Source organism: Pseudoalteromonas sp. K222D (assembly GCF_017653575.1).
Taxonomy (GTDB): domain Bacteria; phylum Pseudomonadota; class Gammaproteobacteria; order Enterobacterales; family Alteromonadaceae; genus Pseudoalteromonas; species Pseudoalteromonas nigrifaciens.
The window spans coordinates 1-18,801 of record NZ_JAGGDL010000014.1; the positions used below are offsets into that span (position 1 = coordinate 1).

The window sequence follows — 18,801 nt, forward strand, 5'->3', positions numbered from 1 at the left end:
ACGCTATAGGTAACACGTTTCAATGAAATCGTACTCGTACGTGACACCGTTAGATAATGCTCGGTGTAATTGACGCTGCTCTACTGCGTATTTATCACTTAATAGTCGATAAAAAGAAACGGCTTATCATAATTCATTTTTAGCCATTAAAAAACATCGACATACATCTGCTCATGTTATCAAAGAATAAAATTCTATCCTTTTAATCCTAAAACAAGATTTTAAAACCAGTAGTCGCCATGTCCATCCTGACAGTGATGGTCTTGCAACCCATGCTATATATAGGTTATAGTTATCTAGTGCTTTTGTTTTTGTCAGTTTGGAGGGTTGTATGTCAGTTTCAGCTTTAGTCGCTAATAGAGTGTCTCGTATGAGGCGAGGAACTCCATTTTCTATCGAGGGCTTTTATACCCTAGGAACGACTGCGTCTGTACAAAAAGCAATGAGTCGTTTGGCCAAAGAAGAGAAAATAATTCGTGTGGCTAAAGGCATATACTCTCGCCCAAAACCTCTAAAGAGCATTCCGTCTATTAAGATGATTGCTAAAGCAGAAGAAGTTGCTAAAACTTGGGCACGAATACATCATTATAAAATGGTTCCTCAAGGGTTAGAAGCTGCCTATAGATTAGGGATGCAAACACAAGCACCTATGAAATCTATCTATTGGACAACAGGGCCAACACGCGAGTTTAAGGTTGGAAATGAGGTTGTACAAGTGCACCATGTTGCTAAAAATAAATTTCAATGGGCTAACAAGCCTGAAGGTGCGTTATTTAGAGGATTGCTCGCACTATCTCCTGAACATACTTCAGAGTCATCGTTAAGAATAGCTTTAATACGCTTACAGTTAACTAAAGGTGAAGCATTAAAGGTCATTTCTAAATTACAAAAAAACGCAATGCTAGCATTGTGGAAACATAAACTCGAGAACGTAGAGCGTAGTCTATTTCCATGAATATATTTGAGTTATATGCTGATAAATCTCGACATGAAGAGCTAAGCGAAATATTAACTTTTGGTGCTCAACATCATCCCAAAGGTTTGGCTGCTAACTTTTTAGAAAAAGATGTTTGGGTTACGGAAATTCTTCGACTCCTCTATGACGAAAAGTTATTAGGGGAATTTTCAGTAGCATTTAAAGGTGGAACAGCATTAAGTAAATGTTGGGAAGCTATTTCTCGATTTTCAGAAGATATTGATTTATCAATCCACTGGGCTGATCTATCTGGGCTTACTGAAGAAGAAGAGTTAGACGAATGGCTCAAAAGTACTAAAAGTAGAAGTCAAAATGATAAGTTTAGAAAAACTCAGCAAAAGCTATTACTAGCTTGGAGTGAAAATTTAGTTACTATTCTTAACGAGCGATTGTCTCAGTATAAAATTGAAGGTTTGTATGCGGAGATAGAAGGTGATTCAAGAGGTGAGAAAATTGATATTCATTTTCCTCGAGTTACAAGGGGGACGAATGATTATCAATTAGATCATATTCTTCTTGAGTTTGGCGGTAGGAATAGAGGAAAGCCCACTAACACCATCGCAGTTGATTGCTACTTGGGTCACACTCCGGGGCTCGAAGGATTAGTATTACCCCAAGCGCATGTAAATGCCTATCAGGCAGAGTATATTTTGTGGGAAAAACTGACAGCCTTACATCAATTTTGCACTCAAAACAGCTCACCTAATCCAGACAGGTTGGCTAGGCACTGGTATGATGTGGATTGCTTGTTAACTATGGCATTTGCAGATCCTCTAAATTCTGAAACGGCTAGAAACGATGTTATTGAAATGAAGAAACATCGATGGGCTAGTCTCGGTGTTGATTACGAGGGAATTCTCACAGGGGATATTTTGTTAACACCTGATGATGAAAGGCTTGTTGATATCGAAAAAGATCACGAAAATGCGATCAAAGGAGGTATGTTTTTTACAACACCAGATTCATTCCCAGTGATACTTAAACGATTGAGACTTATTCAAGACAAAATTACCAAGAAATTTAAATAATTAGAGTAACAGAGGGAAGTGTGTCTTTTTAGCAATGTCAGTCTAGTTTTTGGCAGCAGCATTTAGGTACTGTGGTATAACAAGTCTGTGGTTCATACTTTACATAACCTACTCTTTGTGGATCAGACATTGGCCATCCCCAACATTTAAATATGAGCGGTTAACGTGCAGGTCCAATCAAATCTGATCGTTTTACCAATCAAAATATTAACTCAACACATTAACCTAATTCGTTTTATTTGCGCTAATAAAAAGTCTTTTTTCCATCAAATGTTACATCGTTTTTGAGTGAGTGGTAACACACGGCTTTGCAAGTTTATGTGTGGCCGTTTCAATCGCTTTACGCAATCCCGCGTTCAATCATCATTTCATTAAACGCAAAACCATCTTGCCTTGACGCATTGGCAACATAAGGTGCGTATACGTCAAACAATAAACGTGTATCGCTATGCCCCAGCATATGAGATATGTACAGCGGGTTTTCATGCGCTGCTATATGCAGTACAGCAGCGGTATGGCGTGTTTCGTAAGGGCGGCGACGTGCAAGCCCCGCTTTATTAAGTGTGGGGTACCACAGTTGAGTGCTTACAAAGTGGGTATCAAGCGGTTTACCTTTGTGAGTAAACACAAATTCACTGGTTGTTTGTTTTTGTAAGCGTTTAAATAGCGAAAAGAGTGTATTACACATTTTTAAGTCGCGGCGAGACTTAGGTGTTTTTACATCCCCGAGTTCACCATTCACCCAATTGTGACGAATACGAATAAGGCGATGATTAAAGTCGATATCTTCCCAGCGCAGGCCGTGTATTTCACAGCTACGCATACCGGTCCAAAATCGCACCGTAAAATAATCGCGCCATTGTGTAGGAGTACATTCTAAAAAGCGTTGTACTTCATCTGCGGTTAGTGGCAGTGAATTGGCGCGTTCTTCTTTTAAGGTTTTATAGCGGCGTAATGGGTAAGTAAAGTCATGCTCTTCGGCGGCTAAACTTAAAATAGCCACAAACGGCCATAAAATACCGTTAATGCGTTTATTAGAAAGTTTACGGGCCCCTTTGGTATCGCACACCATTAAGCTTTCGCGAAAATAGTCCACATTAGCCAGCTTGATCTCATTAACTAATATATTGCCAAACTCAGGAATAAGGTAACGGTCGAGGGTATTACGTACCACGCTTTGATAGCTGCTTTTCCATTTTGCTTTTTGGCGATCGAACCATTCATTCGCGTAATCGTTAAAAAACGGATAAAGGCGATCGGGATCTTTAGCCCGTTGCAAAGCTTCAAACTTAGCGACCTTTTTACTTTCAGGAAAATAATCACGGTACTGAAACGTATCTAAATCAATCTCAGCATTGATTTTTTTAAGCGTTGCATTGGCTTTTTTAATATTAACAGGGGTCGCCATGAGCTTAGTGCCTTCACGAAAGCGCTGCCCATAAATGTGTAAATCAAATTGAATACGCCCATTGGGGCGAATGCGAATGTGAGCCATAATGGCCTCCATCAGTTAATGGATCTATAAATAGATCTATCCCTCACCGATGGAATTCGTTAGAATTGGATCATCGGCTGGATTCGGTTAAAAGCGGTGCAGCCGGTACGGGGTAGGGAGGTTGCCGCCTCTTTACCCCAACTGCTTATTTTATCTTCAGTTACACCAATACCATACACTAAGTACGAAATCACGCAACTGATTAGAATTTCATTATTAAAATATAGCAAGTGCTGTCTATTTGTCCAGTGTTTTGTTGTTTTTTAATATTCATCACATTCCTCCATAACATCAGCAAATAAATCCTTTTGTACTTCTTGTTTTATGTTCTGTGTATTTGTATCGCCTTGGTTTTGATATAACTCCTCAAGTAAAGCTAACACGTGAGATAGTTGGCTCTCGTCTTTCTCAATTGGAATGGTGCGATGTGGCAACTTGTTCTCAAGTGAAAAATACACGCCTAATTTACGTTCGCCGTTTTCGTATTTAAGAATGTCGAGTCGCGTACTCTTGGCTTGTGTTAAGTCACCGATATTGATGCCTAATAACGCTTTTGGTGAAAAACGATAGAGCGACTCGCTATTTTTTGCTTTGCTACACGTTTTAGTTAAAGTGATTGGCTGTATAAATTCATAAGGGGGTGTAATAAATGCAATGGCGGCTTTATTATTGCTTAAGTATAAGAGTGCATTATCCGCTTTTTTAATGGTTTTATACTCAGCTAAGCAGTGTCTAACTTCCGTTTTAAGCCCATAGAAATTTACTATAACATGTTTTTCGTTAGTAAATTTAAGAGGCTTCTTTGCGAAAAACTCTTCAACGCCGGCCAATGAATAAGTGAGTGTGGTTTCAGGCGTTTTAAAAGTGAGTAACTCACCCTGCTGGGCGACTTCGATTTCATCGCCATCTGTAGCCTTACATAAATTATCAAGCTTACGGGTAATCTCCTCTGTCAAAACCATAGAAATCGGTAATTTTAGGTTGTCAGGGAAATGCATTTCTTCAACATCGCCATCACGTTGTATTCGACAATGTTGTTTATCTACGTTTACTTCTAAAAATTCAAAAGGCATTGTTTCAGTTGACTCGTATATAACGCGCTCCATAGCGGCTTTAGAAGCGGTTGAAGTTGGGCGCTGTGAACTCTCTTTAAGGTAAGTTAAATGCGCTTCATATACAGCGACACACTCACACCGACGCAGTGCGTTTTCGTTGCTTTTAGTGTCTTTATGGATTAATTCAATAGAGGTTGCACTTGAAGACAAGGTATGAACATTTAATTCAATGTCTTCATTTACATTAAAATAGTATGGGAGCTGCTTTGCAAAGCTGCCGTCAATAGAAAACTGCACGTCTTTTATATGTGTAGAGGACGTATCAAGCGTAAATACACAATGTGAACATAAAGGATGTTTACCGGTTATTAATGTAATAGAACCTTCTTTTTTACTTATTAATATGGTTGCTAGGCTATCAGCATAGTGGGTATCTATATTCTCAGTTATGTTTTTGAGTAGTGCTTTTTTGTTACCAGAAATAATAATTTTCATGTTTTTTACCTTATTGAAATAATTGAATAAATTCTTGTGAAAATTTGATCACACTAGGTGAAAGTGTCGTTTTTGGTGTTAAATTAATAGTTAACATTGTTTCTCCTCTAGCATGTTTAGTAATTTGAATAGCTTCATTTTTTTGAGCGAACTGTGCTTTAAGCAGCTGTTTTTGTCGTTCGTTTTTGAGTTTTCGATTAACAGAAAGAGTAAATCGAAAACTCAACCAGCCCCAGTCGTTATGCCTAAACACGGTGGTAAATGCGTGTGCATTTTTGCTGTTGCAGGCAAGCGAAATTTGTAATGACTGCTCATCATCAGAAAGTACAACGGGAGGTAAGTTTTTCAGAGCTGTGCGCTGCTTTTTACTTATTGGTTTAATGTGATGCTTACACCCATGGCCCCAAATAAAGCTGAGTGCATATAGGTCAAGCGCTTTACTATAGAGCATGGCTTTAAATATAAAACCGAGTAACGTGTGTTCACTGTTATGAATTGACGTTTGCCAAGTTAAACTGTGGTCAGCTGTTAAGGGCACATGTTTTGATTTAATAGCTTTAACAAATACAGCTTCGCCAAGCTGACAATCACTCAGCACTATTGGCTGATTGCGTTTTTGCCCCAGAGTTTTGTTGGCGTACTCAGGGTTAAGCTTAAGTAATATGCGAGAAAGATCACTAGAGTTAGCTTTAAGATCAAGCAAATAACGCAGTTCACTGTGGGTGTATTCGCGTTGTGTATAGGGTGAATGAGCACGGCTAATAATAGGCAGTAGCCAATCTATGTCATGCAAGTATGACCAGCGTGTAGTGCCATAATAAATATGGCCAATTTGTTTACCCATTTCATCCAAAAAAATGGCATCATTTACTTCGTCAACTTTTCGTCCTTCAAACCAATAATCAAAGCGAGTAGCCACTGACGTACTCGATAGCACCTCTTGTTCAAGAGGTGTTTCCCCACGTAAATTGTCGGGCGTATAGTTAACACAATGCAATATTTGCAGCATAAATATATGTACGCCACTGTGGCGAAGGTGATGAAAGTTAAGGTGTGTACCAAACAAAAGTCGTAAAGCACGTGACACAGGTAATAAATAATAAAGTTGTCGCGAATGATACTTCTCACCTTCAAAGCCTAACAAAGGCTGTTCGCGCGGTGAGCTTTTTTTTATTTCAAATAGATATTTGAATAACGAGTGATACTGCTTAGGAAGTGTAGTGTAGACCATGCGCGTAGTGCCGCTTTTAGTATTACCCTCAGGGGTATTGGTAACAGTTATCGTTATAAGGCCAGTACTTGGCTTAAATCGAATATCTTTACGGCGTAACCTTAGGACTTCACCACGGCGCAGCATAGCGTAAAACCCTAGCAAAGCAGCAATCACACAGAATAAACTTCGAAAAGGGTGGTGAGTACCATTGTCGATAAGCGTTTTTACCAGTAAATCGCATTCATCAACGCCTAAACGTGTGGGGCTCACTGATGGTGGTATTAACGGACTATTGAAGAGAGATAAATCAAGCGTGTCTGTTTGTTCTTGGTGCTTTAAAAATCGTAAAAAATTATAAAATGTTACCTTCACTATATCTGAGTCTATTGAGTCATAAACAGTCTCAGCCCACTTATTAATGGCTTCTTCGTTAATTGCATCAGCATAAGACAAAGGGAAGAGTTCAAGCTTACTTTTTAGCGAGGTATAATTTTTAATTGAACCTAAGGCAAGATTTGCTTTTTTAACCCCACCGAACACGATTAACTGTTTAGTATAATTAAACAGCAAGCGCGGTAAAATATTAGCTGCATCCCATGAAGGGGGCTCTACAGCATTCGGATTTTCTGAATGCTTGAGTAGTATTTCATGAGGCCAATGAATTTTAGTTCTTGATTTTTTTAGTGAGTTAAACCACTCGGTATCCCAGTTAATAGCATAAATATCCTTCGCTTTTATTATGGATGGGCTAATGTCAGGAGCTATACCGACATGACGCTCAGGATAGGCTAAATCTTTTATAAAAATAAACGGTAGTTTAAAGCGAGTGTACCAGCTTATTTGAAAACGCCTTGGCCACTCACTTTGTTTAATTTCAGGCAACCCTTCCTCTTCTAACCACTGAGTTAAGTGATTATATAGCCTCGTCACTGTTATCTTTTCAGGGGATTGTGCATAATAATCATGCAATAGTCGGTAGCATATTATTGGAAGATGGTAATGCGTTACTTGTGGCTTATCAGTACCACATTCAAAGTGCGTTACAGCAAGGCGCGGATTGTGTACTTCATCCGTGATTGAATCAGTGTTGTTTAAGATTGCACAAATATGGACTAACGATAAAGGCGCGATTTCAAACCCTATCATTAGTGCAGTAAAGCACGATGTTAATGGCGGCCTTGTAGCAAAAAAATGCGCTTTATGCTGTTGGTAACGAATAAAAATTTGCTGTGCATGCGCAGTACCTTTTGTAAGGTCATCAAAGTACTCGTGATCTGTATCTATTATCTTGTTTTCTAGTTCTTCAGGCAGTTGCCATTGGCATTCATTTCCCAAATAAAAAAGAACGCCCTCAAGTGCCTTTTGATAGACTCGTTGCTCTCCCGTTGGGATAGTCTTAATCTTTTTATTGATTATGCTTAGCTCTCTATGATCTAAACTAGGCGTTTGTGTATTCACCACGGGTAAATTATTTAATACCCATAAAATAGCCTCCTGCGTCGTACTGTATGGCCAAGCATGCACTAAGTAATTGTCTATTTTATTTGCTTGTTGCTTTAAGAATTGTTCAGACATAAATAAACTCCTTCAAACGAAGGCGCTGCGGAAGCATGTTTAAATAGTCCTTCATTAAAGCAAAACGTCTTGGCGATAACCTGTCACTTCCGAGGCGCTCCCCCAGATTTTCATGGCCCATGAGACGATCAATATCGTTATCGAACAGCTTGTCTGAAAACATATGAGTATTAGCGCAATGACAATAAAAGTGACGCAATTGGTAAGGCACTACACCAGGCCATAGTTGATGCATGAATAAGCGAAGCCCACGACATGTGAGAGCTATCGGTACATTGTTTTGATTACACGTATACCAAAGCTCATCTAATTTAGTGTGTATGTTGAGCTGTGTACGAATAACAGACTGTAAGGATAAGTAGTGTTCAATCTCTTGCTTCAAGTAATCACAAAGTATCAGTTGTCTAAGGACGCCTTTGTCTTTAATGAAGGTTATATCACCACCTGAATAATAATCTGATAAAATACTGATACCATGTGTTGGCCTTGCACCGGCAAGAACAATAAACAGTAATGCAATACGGTAGGTTGCTTTATTGTAGTAATCGCGTAACGCAGCTTGATTGGCTGACGACGATTTTTTGCTCGGGCCTTTAACAGAAATACTCTTTTTGGCGTCTTCAACTAAGTTATGTAGCTTTTGGAAAAAATGGCTTACATCGTTATCATCTAGCGATCGACGGCTACCTATTAAAATAGCGGGAATACGCTTTTTATTAATGCCACTTTGTGTGGTATCAAGTTCAAACTGACTTATCTCACCCGGCTGCGATAAATAGTCAGCCTTTTTTGTAAGCTCCTTAATCAGGTTTAAAGAAAAACCTTTCAAGTAAAGCTCAAAATGTGAGTGAAATTTAGCATTCCTTGCTGCGTCAATGAGACGCGATAAGTATCGATTATGTGCTTCAAATAGTTTATAGCGGATACGGTCACTATTAAGTTGTTGGTAATACATAGCGCTTCTATGATGAGCTTGATGGTCTACAATAAGTTGTTCTCTTACAATTGCACCCAATGTATTGTCTGCCTGGGCGCATTTTATAAAGTAATTTTGCAGACTATCTTTACGTACACGGGGCTGGCTCTGTAATTTATTAGGTGTTTTCCAAGGCTTAGACATTAACTCGAACAAGGTTGTTTTGGCTTTTAGCGTTAAAAAAGGAATATGGTAGGTTTTTTCGGTAATAAACGTTCGAAAAAACTGATTTAGGTAAGTGGGTATAGGCTGCCACAGATACGTAGTTTTATTTTTATCCTTGCATTCACGGGCATATTCTGTCCACGATACCGTGCCGTCATTGTAGTTACGAAATGCATATTGACGACACGGGCTAGCGCCGGAAATCTTCACGAAATCAGGAATATCACTAGGCTTATTAATGACACGCCAGTTCCCTGTTAACCACATAAATAGTGCAACAACGGTTATTGCAGGACGTGTTTTAACGTCTACTTTCGCTAATTTAGCCAACAAAATAGCGAGCGTTGTTGCATATGGCAGCGCATCTGGATAACAGCCACCAGCATTTTTTAAACGGTTACTTCTTGCAATGTGAGTGAATTTACTCATATCGACTTCTCCATTACCGAAAAGTAGACGGTGAGGTATTAGCTAAGCTTGCCAATATTGTTTTTTTAGGAGCGTGTATACCGTGCGCTTTAAAACAGTTAAGCCGGTGTTGAATATTGGTATTCAAGCCGTTTTTTAAATAAAGCGTTACAGCGCAGTTATATAGCAAGGTAATCCTTAGTACGTGCTCAATAACATCTGCTGGGTAAATATGTACCTTTAAGATAAGCTTTTTACTTAAAGGATGGGCTCTAAAGCGCTCTAGTATTCCGCTCGATGCAAGTGTCAGGTAGCAATTATCATTAGTATCAGGGGTCACTGGGAGTGGTCTTAAATCTAATAACGTTTGTATTACCTCAATGGGTAACTCACTAATGCACTGGTTTACTTTTAAATCCGTGACATCATTTTTAATCAGCTCTCCTAATAGTGGATGAGTTTGTAATTTTGCCTTAGCAAACGGAATAGCTTTTTGTTTGTGTTTCATTATTTTCCCCGTAAATTTAATCTAAACTGGCAACCTGTTTTAGGTTGCTTCTTCGTTATGCTCAAATTTGAAACTACACTTATAAGCACTTTTCTGAATCAAAAAACTGCATTTTGGTCATTTAAATGGACATTTTTTTTCAAAAGGTGCTTTTTTGTATTATTTAAAGTTAAATAAACCTTTTTTGTAATATAAAAAACAATGCTTAAATATTGTTTTTTGTTTTCTTACTGGTTTATTTGTATTACTCATTAATATATGGAAGAAGCTCTTAAAAAAAGGAGAAAGTGATTATTTCGACAAATAGTTCACAAGCATGCTCAAATAGCCCACCCCTTTTTTTACATTATTCAAAGTTAAAGAAACCTTTTCTGTATTTCATAAATTTACCTTTTCAATTTTTATTGATTAACGTGTTCACGCTTAAATCATGATAAAACTATTCTCTTTCCGCTGTGGCGATTAACTCCTGCTTTGTAGACCTACTTATTGAAGTACTGGAATAAACATCCATAAATGTTTAAATGACCAAATAGCTAAAATGTGAATAAGAGGAATCGTAAAGGGATTTTTTGAATGGGTCTAAAATTAGAGCCCCCCTTTTTGTACTCTCTAAATTTCGCGTTTAAAAAAAATTGCTTTTTTATTGGGTAATTTAATTACATTTCAATTGGTTAGTTTTTTATTGTTTTTTAATAAAAAACTGTTTTTTTTGATTTTTTAAGAGTTAACGACACCGTTTCACTTTTTTAAAAGCAGGTGAGGTGTTTTTTATATTTAAACGCGGATCAATAAATCTATAAATGAGCCTTCTCAGTTATTAGTTAATGCAATAACCGGGAAGGCATTCACGGATCAATATGTCTACTATTTAAAAAAACACGTCAGCTTTAGAAAACATCGCCATCATAAAAAGGCTGGCCATGGTAAATAGTGTTATCACCTGCGTAGATAGCATTTTGATCACTCATTGCTTTCACAGTATTAAAATTCAAATGGCAACTCTCTATTATTGGCCAACCCAGTTCATGGCTAACAATCATGAGCTGAACATCACTTTTCTCTTGAAGTTCAGTACGAATAACACCAAAAAAGTGCTTCATGTTAATACTGTCCGCGCAAGCCAATATGTGAACACTCTCAGATGCAAAAGCTGCTTTAAGGTATTCAATAAGTGGGGGATGGCTACTAACAATGTTTATCATAAAATGCGATGCATCACTGTTAGTGAGGCAATGTTCTATGGCTGTTTTTACACCTACTTTTTCTAATTCGATATTCATTTTAAAACTCGCTATTTGCTTAATTGAATATTCAAAATATCAAAGACAGATATCCTTTCAGAAAAAGTACTAGTTAGTTAAGCTGTTGTTTTAAAATTATTTTGTTTTTTATGAGTGAAAAAAGCTTTTTAAGGGATAAGGTAACAAAGTAAAAAATTCCAGCAGAAAAAGACCGTGTCACATTGACTATTGCTTTATACGAAGCAGTCTGAGCTAGGTGCTTGGACACAGGGGAGGGCTCTCGCGGGCATAAAAAAACGGTGGTTTTGTAGTTTAATAGGCTGGTTTAATGTTACAACTGAAGAGCAAGGTAGTTCTATTAATGATAATTTTTCTAAAGTACGTCTGAACCAGAGCCAAGCAGGCCGACATTGTAGCGTTACACAGCTGTCACTATAATCAATGATAGCTCTATAAATTGAGGTAAGTTACAGATGAGAACAACTAACCAAAATAGGGGGCAAAACCCAGACTTTATCGCTGTTGTTACATGTGGGAAGTTAACCATTCGCTCAAACCCGCTTGCGGAAATTGAAATAGCGCAAACCGGTCTTACAACAGCAGGTCTTCGTGCATTTGCTAACTTGATGGGCTGGAATATGAGTGATATTGCAAAAGCAACAGGGACAACCGAGCGGACGTTAATTCGCAATAAAGAAAAGCCATTAAATAAACAGATCAGTGAACATGCATTAGAGATAGCTAGACTATCTGGGGTCGGGGTGGCTTATTTTGATGATGTTAAACGCTGGAGCCAGTGGCTAGATACGCCTCATATGCAGTTTGATAATCACCCTCCGCGCGCGATGATAAATACAATTCGCGGCCGTGAATTGATACACCGCATCATTACCGGACTGCAATATGGGTTTACTGCGTAAAGGGTGGAACTGGTGGTTAGTGACCTCAGGCTAACCGGTTATATTTACTACTTTTAATTATATACAGCTAGAAGTAGTAAGCATGAGGGTGTAAGTATCTTTGTGTAGTTTATGTAGGCTAATGTCCGTATTCACACCTACACTAAGTAGAGCCGTTACATTGAACGCGCTTAGCGCTCAATAAGAGCAAATAAAGTTTGGAGCCAATCGGCTAAGATAATTGTAGTGAAGCCGGCCAAGTTAATTGACGCTAGATAGTTTTTTAAAATGCTCGCAATCACAATTAAGTTATTTTTTTATAATCACACTTTAAAGTGTTTGGTTGGTCAGAAATAGCATTATTGTTTACTTTTTACTTAACCCATAGCTATCCATGAACTGACTAAAATGTACTTTGCAGTGATTATAAAATGTCTGAGTCAGCCTATTCATGGGGGCTGATGTAGAAGTAATAAAACCATAAACAATTTCTATTTCAGGCTTAAAAGGGATAAGTTTTAAGTCATTATTTTGAAACTGTTGTGCTATCAGCTTGTTTACAATCGAAATCCCCACCCCATGTTTAGCCAATGTACAAGCCGTGGGTACAGTATGTGTTTCCACTCTTACTTTTAAGCGAACATTGCTTTGTAAAAATGCATGCTCAATTCTCCTACGCGAATGTCGTCCTTGTCCAAGTAATACTAGGCTTTCATCACGTAAATCTTCAGGCTGAAGTTCTCGAGCATTAGCAAAAGGATGGCTACTTGATACCGCGCACACTAGATTACTACTAATTATAGGTTCACAAAGTAAATTATCATGATTTTCAGGAAGCTGTATAAAACCACAATCGAATGCTTTATTTGCAACTAACTCACAAGCCCTAGCAGGACTGTGACTATCTAAGTTAATTTTTACATTTGGGTGATCTTTTAAAAATGATGCAACGGCTTCGGCCAAAGGTCCCGCAACAAAACTGCTAGGAGCAACAATATTGAGATGGCCTACATGCGATTGATGGATATTTTTTGCTAGTTGTTCCACTCGGTACACACTTGCTAACGACGTTTCTACTTGCTTATGTAAGGCAACTGCTTCATCAGTAGGAAATAAACGTGCTTTCTCTCGATAAAATAAAGAAAAACCAACTTTACTTTCAAGCTGTGCAATAAGTCGACTAATACCAGGTTGAGTTAAGCCTAATAATTTAGCAGCCCCTGTTGCAGAGCCTGTTTTTATTACTGCGTCAAACGCTTCCAAGCTGTTCAAAGTAATTTTTTGTTGGTTCTGTTGCATATCATTCATAACGAATTGTTATAGCCTAATGATTAAAAGATATAATATTGCATACACTTTAGTAGATAGTAAAGTCTAGGTTAATAAAATGATAACCTAAACTTTTGGAGCTCAACCTATGGAACGTTTAATGTTTAAGCAATCCGTAATATCACTCGCCATTGCTACAGCATGCCTAACTGCGAGTCATACTGTATCTGCCGAAGACGTAACGGCAGAAAAAAGTGTCGAAAGAATCGCGGTAACTGGTTCGCGTATTAAACGCCAATCTGCGACAGCAAGTCCAATACAAAATATTGATTTAGAGGCATTAAATGCTAATGGTTCGCTCTCATTAGGTGATGCATTGCAAGAACTTCCTTCAGTTGGCTCCAGCTTAAATGGTAATGGCTCAGCAGGCTCTAGTCACGGTTCATCTAGTTTAAATTTACGTAATTTAGGTGCTAACCGCTCCTTAGTGCTTGTTAACGGTCATCGCTGGGTGAATGGTGCCGGTTCACGCGGCTTTCGTGATTTCGTTGATATGAATACGATTCCTCAAGCAATTATTAAACGCGTAGAAGTACTTCAAGATGGTGCTACAGCTATTTATGGTGCAGACGCTATTGCCGGTGTAGTGAACCTGTATACCTATGATGACTATGAAGGACTTGAAGTAAAAACTACCTATGGTGAAACAACTAAAAGCGATAGAGAAACGTTCAATATTGATATTTTATCTGGTGTCAATATTAACGATGCCAACTTAATGTTCGCTGCAAGCCATGTTGATCAAAAGCCTATTTATACACAAGATAGAAATATAACCGCGGTTCCATTAAATGGATTAACGTCGGCGACACCAGAAGGGCTTTTTTTCGAAGATAATTTAGCGACAGTAAACGGTCTTACTCCTTCTTCAGCGGGGATCACTCGCGATCCAGGCAAGGACGGTAATAATATTGATAACTGGCGTAAAGTGAATAGCGATGATACCTATAATCGTTATTACAATAACTATGTAACAGGTCCTAGCGAGCGTTCTTCATTATATACACAATTAGTTATGCCAATAGGCTCAGTAAACTTTAAAGCTGAAGCGCTGTATAATTCACGTGAATCAGATCAACAGTTTTCACCCGCACTATCTCCGATCCGAGGAAGTCGCGGCTTTGTTATTGCTGATGACGCAAGGGTAAACCCTTTTGGGGTTGAGTTCTCTGGTAGCGACTTCAAACATAACGCTTTCTTTATGAATAATGGCTATCGAGTCAACGAGCAAAAAGTTGAAACAACACGATTTGCTATTGGATTAGACGGTGAACTGTCTAATGATTGGTCATGGGATAGCTTTGCATCATGGGCAAGTAATAAAGGCGAATTTACTTCTAATAACCAAATGAATTTAGATAAGCTAGCATTAGGCTTACGTGCATGTGATACGACAGGCATTGATGCCGATGTGACAGACTTAGTTTCAGGTTGTGTGCCAGTAAATATTTTTGCCCCATTGACCGACGACATGGTTAACTATATAAACTTTACTGGCCATGATAAAAATGAAGCTAGCCAGCTAGACTTTACCGCAAATATTACCGGCTCTTTATATGAACTACCCGCAGGCTATATTGGTGCAGCTTTCGGTATTGAATACCGTAAAGAAAAGGGCGAAGACACGCCCGACAGTATCATCAACTCAGATCCACGTATTAATACTTATAGAACAACCACATCTTCACCTCGTGAAGGGACTACCGGTGAATACGACTTAAAAGAAGCTTATGCAGAGTTTAGCATTCCTCTTCTTGATGATAAGCCTCTCGCTGAATATTTAGAGCTGAGTTTAGCGGTACGTTACTCAGATTACAGTACGTTTGGTTCGACTACCAATAGCAAAGTTGGCTTACTTTATACACCCTTTGAGCAACTTACTTTACGAGCAAACTGGGCTGAAGGCTTCAGAGCGCCTTCAATTTTAGAACTTTTTGAAGGTGAACGCTTAACTTATAAAGCAGTTAATGATCCTTGCTCTACTGATAATAATTTAGCAGGTTGCAGCGGTGTGCCAACCGATTATTCGCAGCCATTTAGCAACGTACAAGTAACAACAGGCGGTAACCGTCAGTTAGTACCTGAAACTTCAAAGAACAAAACCGTAGGCTTGATTTACGAATCTAACCTTATTGAAAACCTAAGCTTTACTTTAGATTGGTATGAGATCGAAATAAATAACACTATAAGTGAGTTTGGTGCGCAAAATAACCTTGATTTATGTGCTTATCAAAACAAAAATTGCGACACCATTACGCGAGATAGTAGCGGTGAAATCATAGATATTTTAGATGGCCCGGTTAATCTTAATGCGACACGTGTTTCAGGCATTGATTTTGTCTCATATTACACGTTGCAAACAGACTTTGGTGACTGGTCGTTTAATGCGAATGCATCAAAATTAAACACTTTAACTGAATACTCGACCCTATCCGATGGCTCAATAGAGCAGGAAGATTTAGTAGGCACTGCAGCATCACGCGAATCTTACCCTGAATGGCGCGGTACTTTCTCAAGTACGTGGAAATATAATGGATGGACAGCTAATTATAACCTTCGTCATATCGACTCTACGACTGAGCAATTTCTAGGAGAGCCTCGCGGTATAGGCTCTGTGACCTATCACAATATCTCTGGTGGTTATCAGTTTGCAAACAACCTTAGTGTTAAATTAGGGGTTAATAACCTTGGCGATAAGCAGCCACCTGCTTCGTTAACTAATTTAAATATTAACTTTGATCAAAATACCTATAATCCAGTTGGGCGTTATATGTATTTGCAACTCACTTACTCACTTTAATGAAAGTCGTTAAGCCTGCTCTTGGGCAGGCTATGTTTATATAACTAGGAGATAAATTTATGAAGTCGGCTTTCAGTTTGTTAACCCCAATTGAGTCAGAAGAAATACCCTTAGTGTTTGATTCACCACACAGCGGAATTCATTGTCCCGATGATTTTAATGCACAAGTACCCTTAGAGTTTATAAAGTCGGGGTGGGATGCCTTTATAGATGATATTTGGCAACCCATTACTGAAAAGGGAGGTTACTTATTGCATGCAAATTTCTCACGTATGTATATAGATCCAAATCGTGCGCCAGATGATATTGATCCCGCATTATTAGATAAGTCATGGGATCGATGTAAACCAACTAAATACAGCGACCGTGGCATGGGCTTAATTCGTCGTTACGCCTTACCCGGAAAAGCCATGTATGATAGAAAGTTAACGCGAGAAGAAGTAACCCATCGTATTGATCATTACTATTCGCCATACCATACCCAACTGCAGACTTTATTAGATGATTTATACACTCGACATCAAGGTGTATGGCATGTTGATTGTCACTCTATGAAGTCAGTAGGGAATGGCATGAACATCGATGCGGGTATAGCACGTCCTGACATAATTTTAGGTGATAAAGATGGCCAATCAGCAGACCCTGAATTTGTAAATGTGATTGCTCAAGCATTCACTCATAAAGGTTATAAAGTGGTAAAAAATACACCCTATAAAGGCGGATATTTAGTGAGTAATTACGGTAATGTCGCTGCAAATCGCCACTCTGTACAAATCGAAGTAAATCGTGCTTTATATATGAATGAGAAAAAATTCGAAAAAAATGAAAATTATGAGCAATTTAAGCGTGATACCTCCTTTGTGGCTCAACAATTAGCTGCTTATGTGTCTGCTCAAGTAGGTAAATAATAATGAGCGAAAATAATTATAGTAATGAAAAGAAGGGCTTGAACCCTATTATCATACTGTTAGGTATCTTGTTTTTAGCTACGCTACTTACTTATATTGTTGACTCTGGAGTATATGAAAGAGACGGCAATATGGTAGTTGCCAACAGTTATAATATTATTGACAAAGATAAGTCGTTATCAAACCTATTTAATTATCAAGATGCGGATTTAGTAAAAGCCGAACCGGTGAGTATTATTGGTACATTTATGGCGATCCCTTCAGGCCTTGAACAAGGCTCAGGGTTAATATTTATGGTACTTATCATTGGTGGTATGTTTGGTATTCTTACAAAGGCGGGTACGATAGATGCAGGGCTTGAAAGGTTACTGAGCTTAGTACAGGGTAATATTTATGTGCTCGTTATTCTGCTCATGATCGTATTCTCCGCAGGCAGTACGTTTTTAGGTTTAGCATCTGAATATTTACTTATAATCCCACTCATGGTTGGCATGGCCAACCGATTAGGGTTACCTAATATTATAGGCTTCGCTATTGTATGTGTGGCAGTAAAGGCAGGGTATTTGTCATCGGTGACAAACCCATTGCCTTTAACTATTGCTCAACCTCTACTCGGGCTACAGATTTTCAGTGGTGCAGGCGTAAGGTTTTTATTTTATCTAGCATTTTTAGCTGTCGGTATTGGCTTTGTGCTTTTTATGATCAAGCGTCAAGGCTTTAAAAATGAGCAAGTACATTTTCATAGCGAAAAACTATCAACACGCCATGTCATCATATTACTTACTCTTACCAGTGGTATTGCTTTATTAGTTTATGCATCAACACAATGGTATTGGAAACACCACGCATTAAGCGCCTATTATATTGCACTTAGTATGGTGCTTGCTGCTATTTCAGGTCTCAGTGCAAACCAAGCTGCGCAAGCGTTTGTAGACGGAATGAAAAAAGTGTTGCTTGCTAGCATACTCATTGGCGTAGCAACTGCAGTTGCTGTGGTGCTAAAGCAAGGCATGGTTTTAGATTCAATTGTACATTTTTTAATGTCATTTATAGGTGAAGGTAATGCTTACTTCGCTGCGACAGGCATGTTTGTATCACAATTAATGCTAGATTTTCTAATTCCTTCAACGTCGGGGCAAGCAGCCGTAAGCATGCCTATTTTAGGGCCAATCGGTAATTTAGCAGGCGTATCTGAGCAAACAACGATAGTCGCATTTTTGTTTGGTAATGGTATAACCAATATTCTTACCCCTACCTCAGGCACTTTATTAGCCTACCTAGCCACCGCACGAGTTGGATGGGGCGAATGGGCTAAATTCATTTTTCCACTTTGGCTAATTTATATCGTGCTTGCTATTGTATTATTGCAAGTGTCGGTGTTCATCAACTTTTAAAATAACACGCGCTAAACATTCAACTATTTTTTGATAATGGTTGAATGTTTAGTTCAATGAACGTGTGATTTATTAGTCGGTAAGCTGTTTAAATCCATGTTGTAATAGCCTAAAAATCAAATCTACAATTTTATCTAAATCTTCCTCAACAAAAGATTCGTAACTCACCTTTACTAACATATAAATACTACACAATAACGTACTTAGTTTTGTGACAGCTAATACACAGCATTGTTATTTTTGTAATTACAGAAGCTGACTTAGGTAATAAGTCACCAGTGTCAAACGAAAGATTTGCTATTGTTGAAGCATTAGATGTCACGAATCCAACTG

The 18,801-nt window shown here is 38.4% G+C and carries 13 protein-coding genes; 6 read left to right on the forward strand and 7 right to left on the reverse strand.

Going from position 1 to position 18,801, the window contains the following annotated elements:
* Positions 1-331: 331 nt before the first annotated feature.
* On the forward strand, positions 332-955 hold the full coding sequence (locus J5X91_RS08785; protein WP_208834439.1) for a DUF6088 family protein: 624 nt from the start codon (positions 332-334) through the stop codon (positions 953-955).
* Entirely contained in the window at positions 952-2,004 is a 1,053-nt protein-coding gene (locus tag J5X91_RS08790) for a nucleotidyl transferase AbiEii/AbiGii toxin family protein (RefSeq protein WP_208834440.1), read from the forward strand. Before J5X91_RS08785 ends, J5X91_RS08790 begins: the two co-directional genes overlap by 4 nt.
* Before the next feature lie 340 nt (positions 2,005-2,344).
* On the opposite strand, the gene J5X91_RS08795 is transcribed toward J5X91_RS08790, so the two are convergent.
* The 6 genes from J5X91_RS08795 to J5X91_RS08820 all read right to left on the reverse strand — a co-directional run bounded on the left by J5X91_RS08795 (position 2,345) and on the right by J5X91_RS08820 (position 11,177).
* Positions 2,345-3,499 carry a site-specific integrase gene (locus J5X91_RS08795; RefSeq protein ID WP_208834441.1) on the reverse strand — a complete coding sequence of 385 codons (1,155 nt, stop codon included), beginning with the start codon at positions 3,497-3,499 and terminating at the stop codon, positions 2,345-2,347.
* Between the two features lie 263 nt (positions 3,500-3,762).
* A complete protein-coding gene (locus tag J5X91_RS08800; protein WP_208834442.1) occupies positions 3,763-5,049 on the reverse strand; it encodes a hypothetical protein in 1,287 nt (428 codons plus the stop codon).
* A gap of 10 nt (positions 5,050-5,059) precedes the next feature.
* Positions 5,060-7,837, reverse strand: a complete 2,778-nt coding sequence (locus tag J5X91_RS08805; protein WP_208834443.1) for a site-specific integrase — start codon at positions 7,835-7,837, stop codon at positions 5,060-5,062.
* Positions 7,830-9,407 carry a hypothetical protein gene (locus tag J5X91_RS08810; RefSeq protein ID WP_208834444.1) on the reverse strand — a complete coding sequence of 526 codons (1,578 nt, stop codon included), beginning with the start codon at positions 9,405-9,407 and terminating at the stop codon, positions 7,830-7,832. Before J5X91_RS08810 ends, J5X91_RS08805 begins: the two co-directional genes overlap by 8 nt.
* A 13-nt stretch (positions 9,408-9,420) precedes the next feature.
* A complete protein-coding gene (locus J5X91_RS08815) occupies positions 9,421-9,894 on the reverse strand; it encodes a hypothetical protein (RefSeq protein WP_208834445.1) in 474 nt (157 codons plus the stop codon).
* A gap of 890 nt (positions 9,895-10,784) precedes the next feature.
* Positions 10,785-11,177 (reverse strand): hypothetical protein, encoded by a 393-nt coding sequence (locus J5X91_RS08820; protein WP_197108480.1) that lies wholly within the window; start codon positions 11,175-11,177, stop codon positions 10,785-10,787.
* Between the two features lie 434 nt (positions 11,178-11,611).
* On the opposite strand from J5X91_RS08820, the gene J5X91_RS08825 reads away from it, so the two are divergent.
* Positions 11,612-12,058: an antitoxin Xre/MbcA/ParS toxin-binding domain-containing protein gene (locus J5X91_RS08825; RefSeq protein ID WP_208834446.1), complete on the forward strand. Its 447-nt coding sequence runs from the start codon at positions 11,612-11,614 to the stop codon at positions 12,056-12,058.
* A 345-nt stretch (positions 12,059-12,403) separates the two neighbouring features.
* Here J5X91_RS08825 and J5X91_RS08830 read toward each other — a convergent pair whose 3' ends face one another.
* Positions 12,404-13,336 (reverse strand): LysR family transcriptional regulator, encoded by a 933-nt coding sequence (locus J5X91_RS08830; protein ID WP_208834447.1) that lies wholly within the window; start codon positions 13,334-13,336, stop codon positions 12,404-12,406.
* Between the two features lie 130 nt (positions 13,337-13,466).
* Here J5X91_RS08830 and J5X91_RS08835 point away from each other — a divergent pair, with 130 nt between their 5' ends.
* The 3 genes from J5X91_RS08835 to J5X91_RS08845 are packed head-to-tail and all read left to right on the forward strand — an operon-like array spanning position 13,467 to position 18,468.
* On the forward strand, positions 13,467-16,166 hold the full coding sequence (locus J5X91_RS08835; protein ID WP_244363802.1) for a TonB-dependent receptor: 2,700 nt from the start codon (positions 13,467-13,469) through the stop codon (positions 16,164-16,166).
* Between the two features lie 59 nt (positions 16,167-16,225).
* On the forward strand, positions 16,226-17,074 hold the full coding sequence (locus tag J5X91_RS08840; RefSeq protein ID WP_208834449.1) for an N-formylglutamate amidohydrolase: 849 nt from the start codon (positions 16,226-16,228) through the stop codon (positions 17,072-17,074).
* Positions 17,075-17,076: 2 nt separating this feature from the next.
* On the forward strand, positions 17,077-18,468 hold the full coding sequence (locus tag J5X91_RS08845; RefSeq protein WP_182684074.1) for an AbgT family transporter: 1,392 nt from the start codon (positions 17,077-17,079) through the stop codon (positions 18,466-18,468).
* Positions 18,469-18,801: the final 333 nt, after the last annotated feature.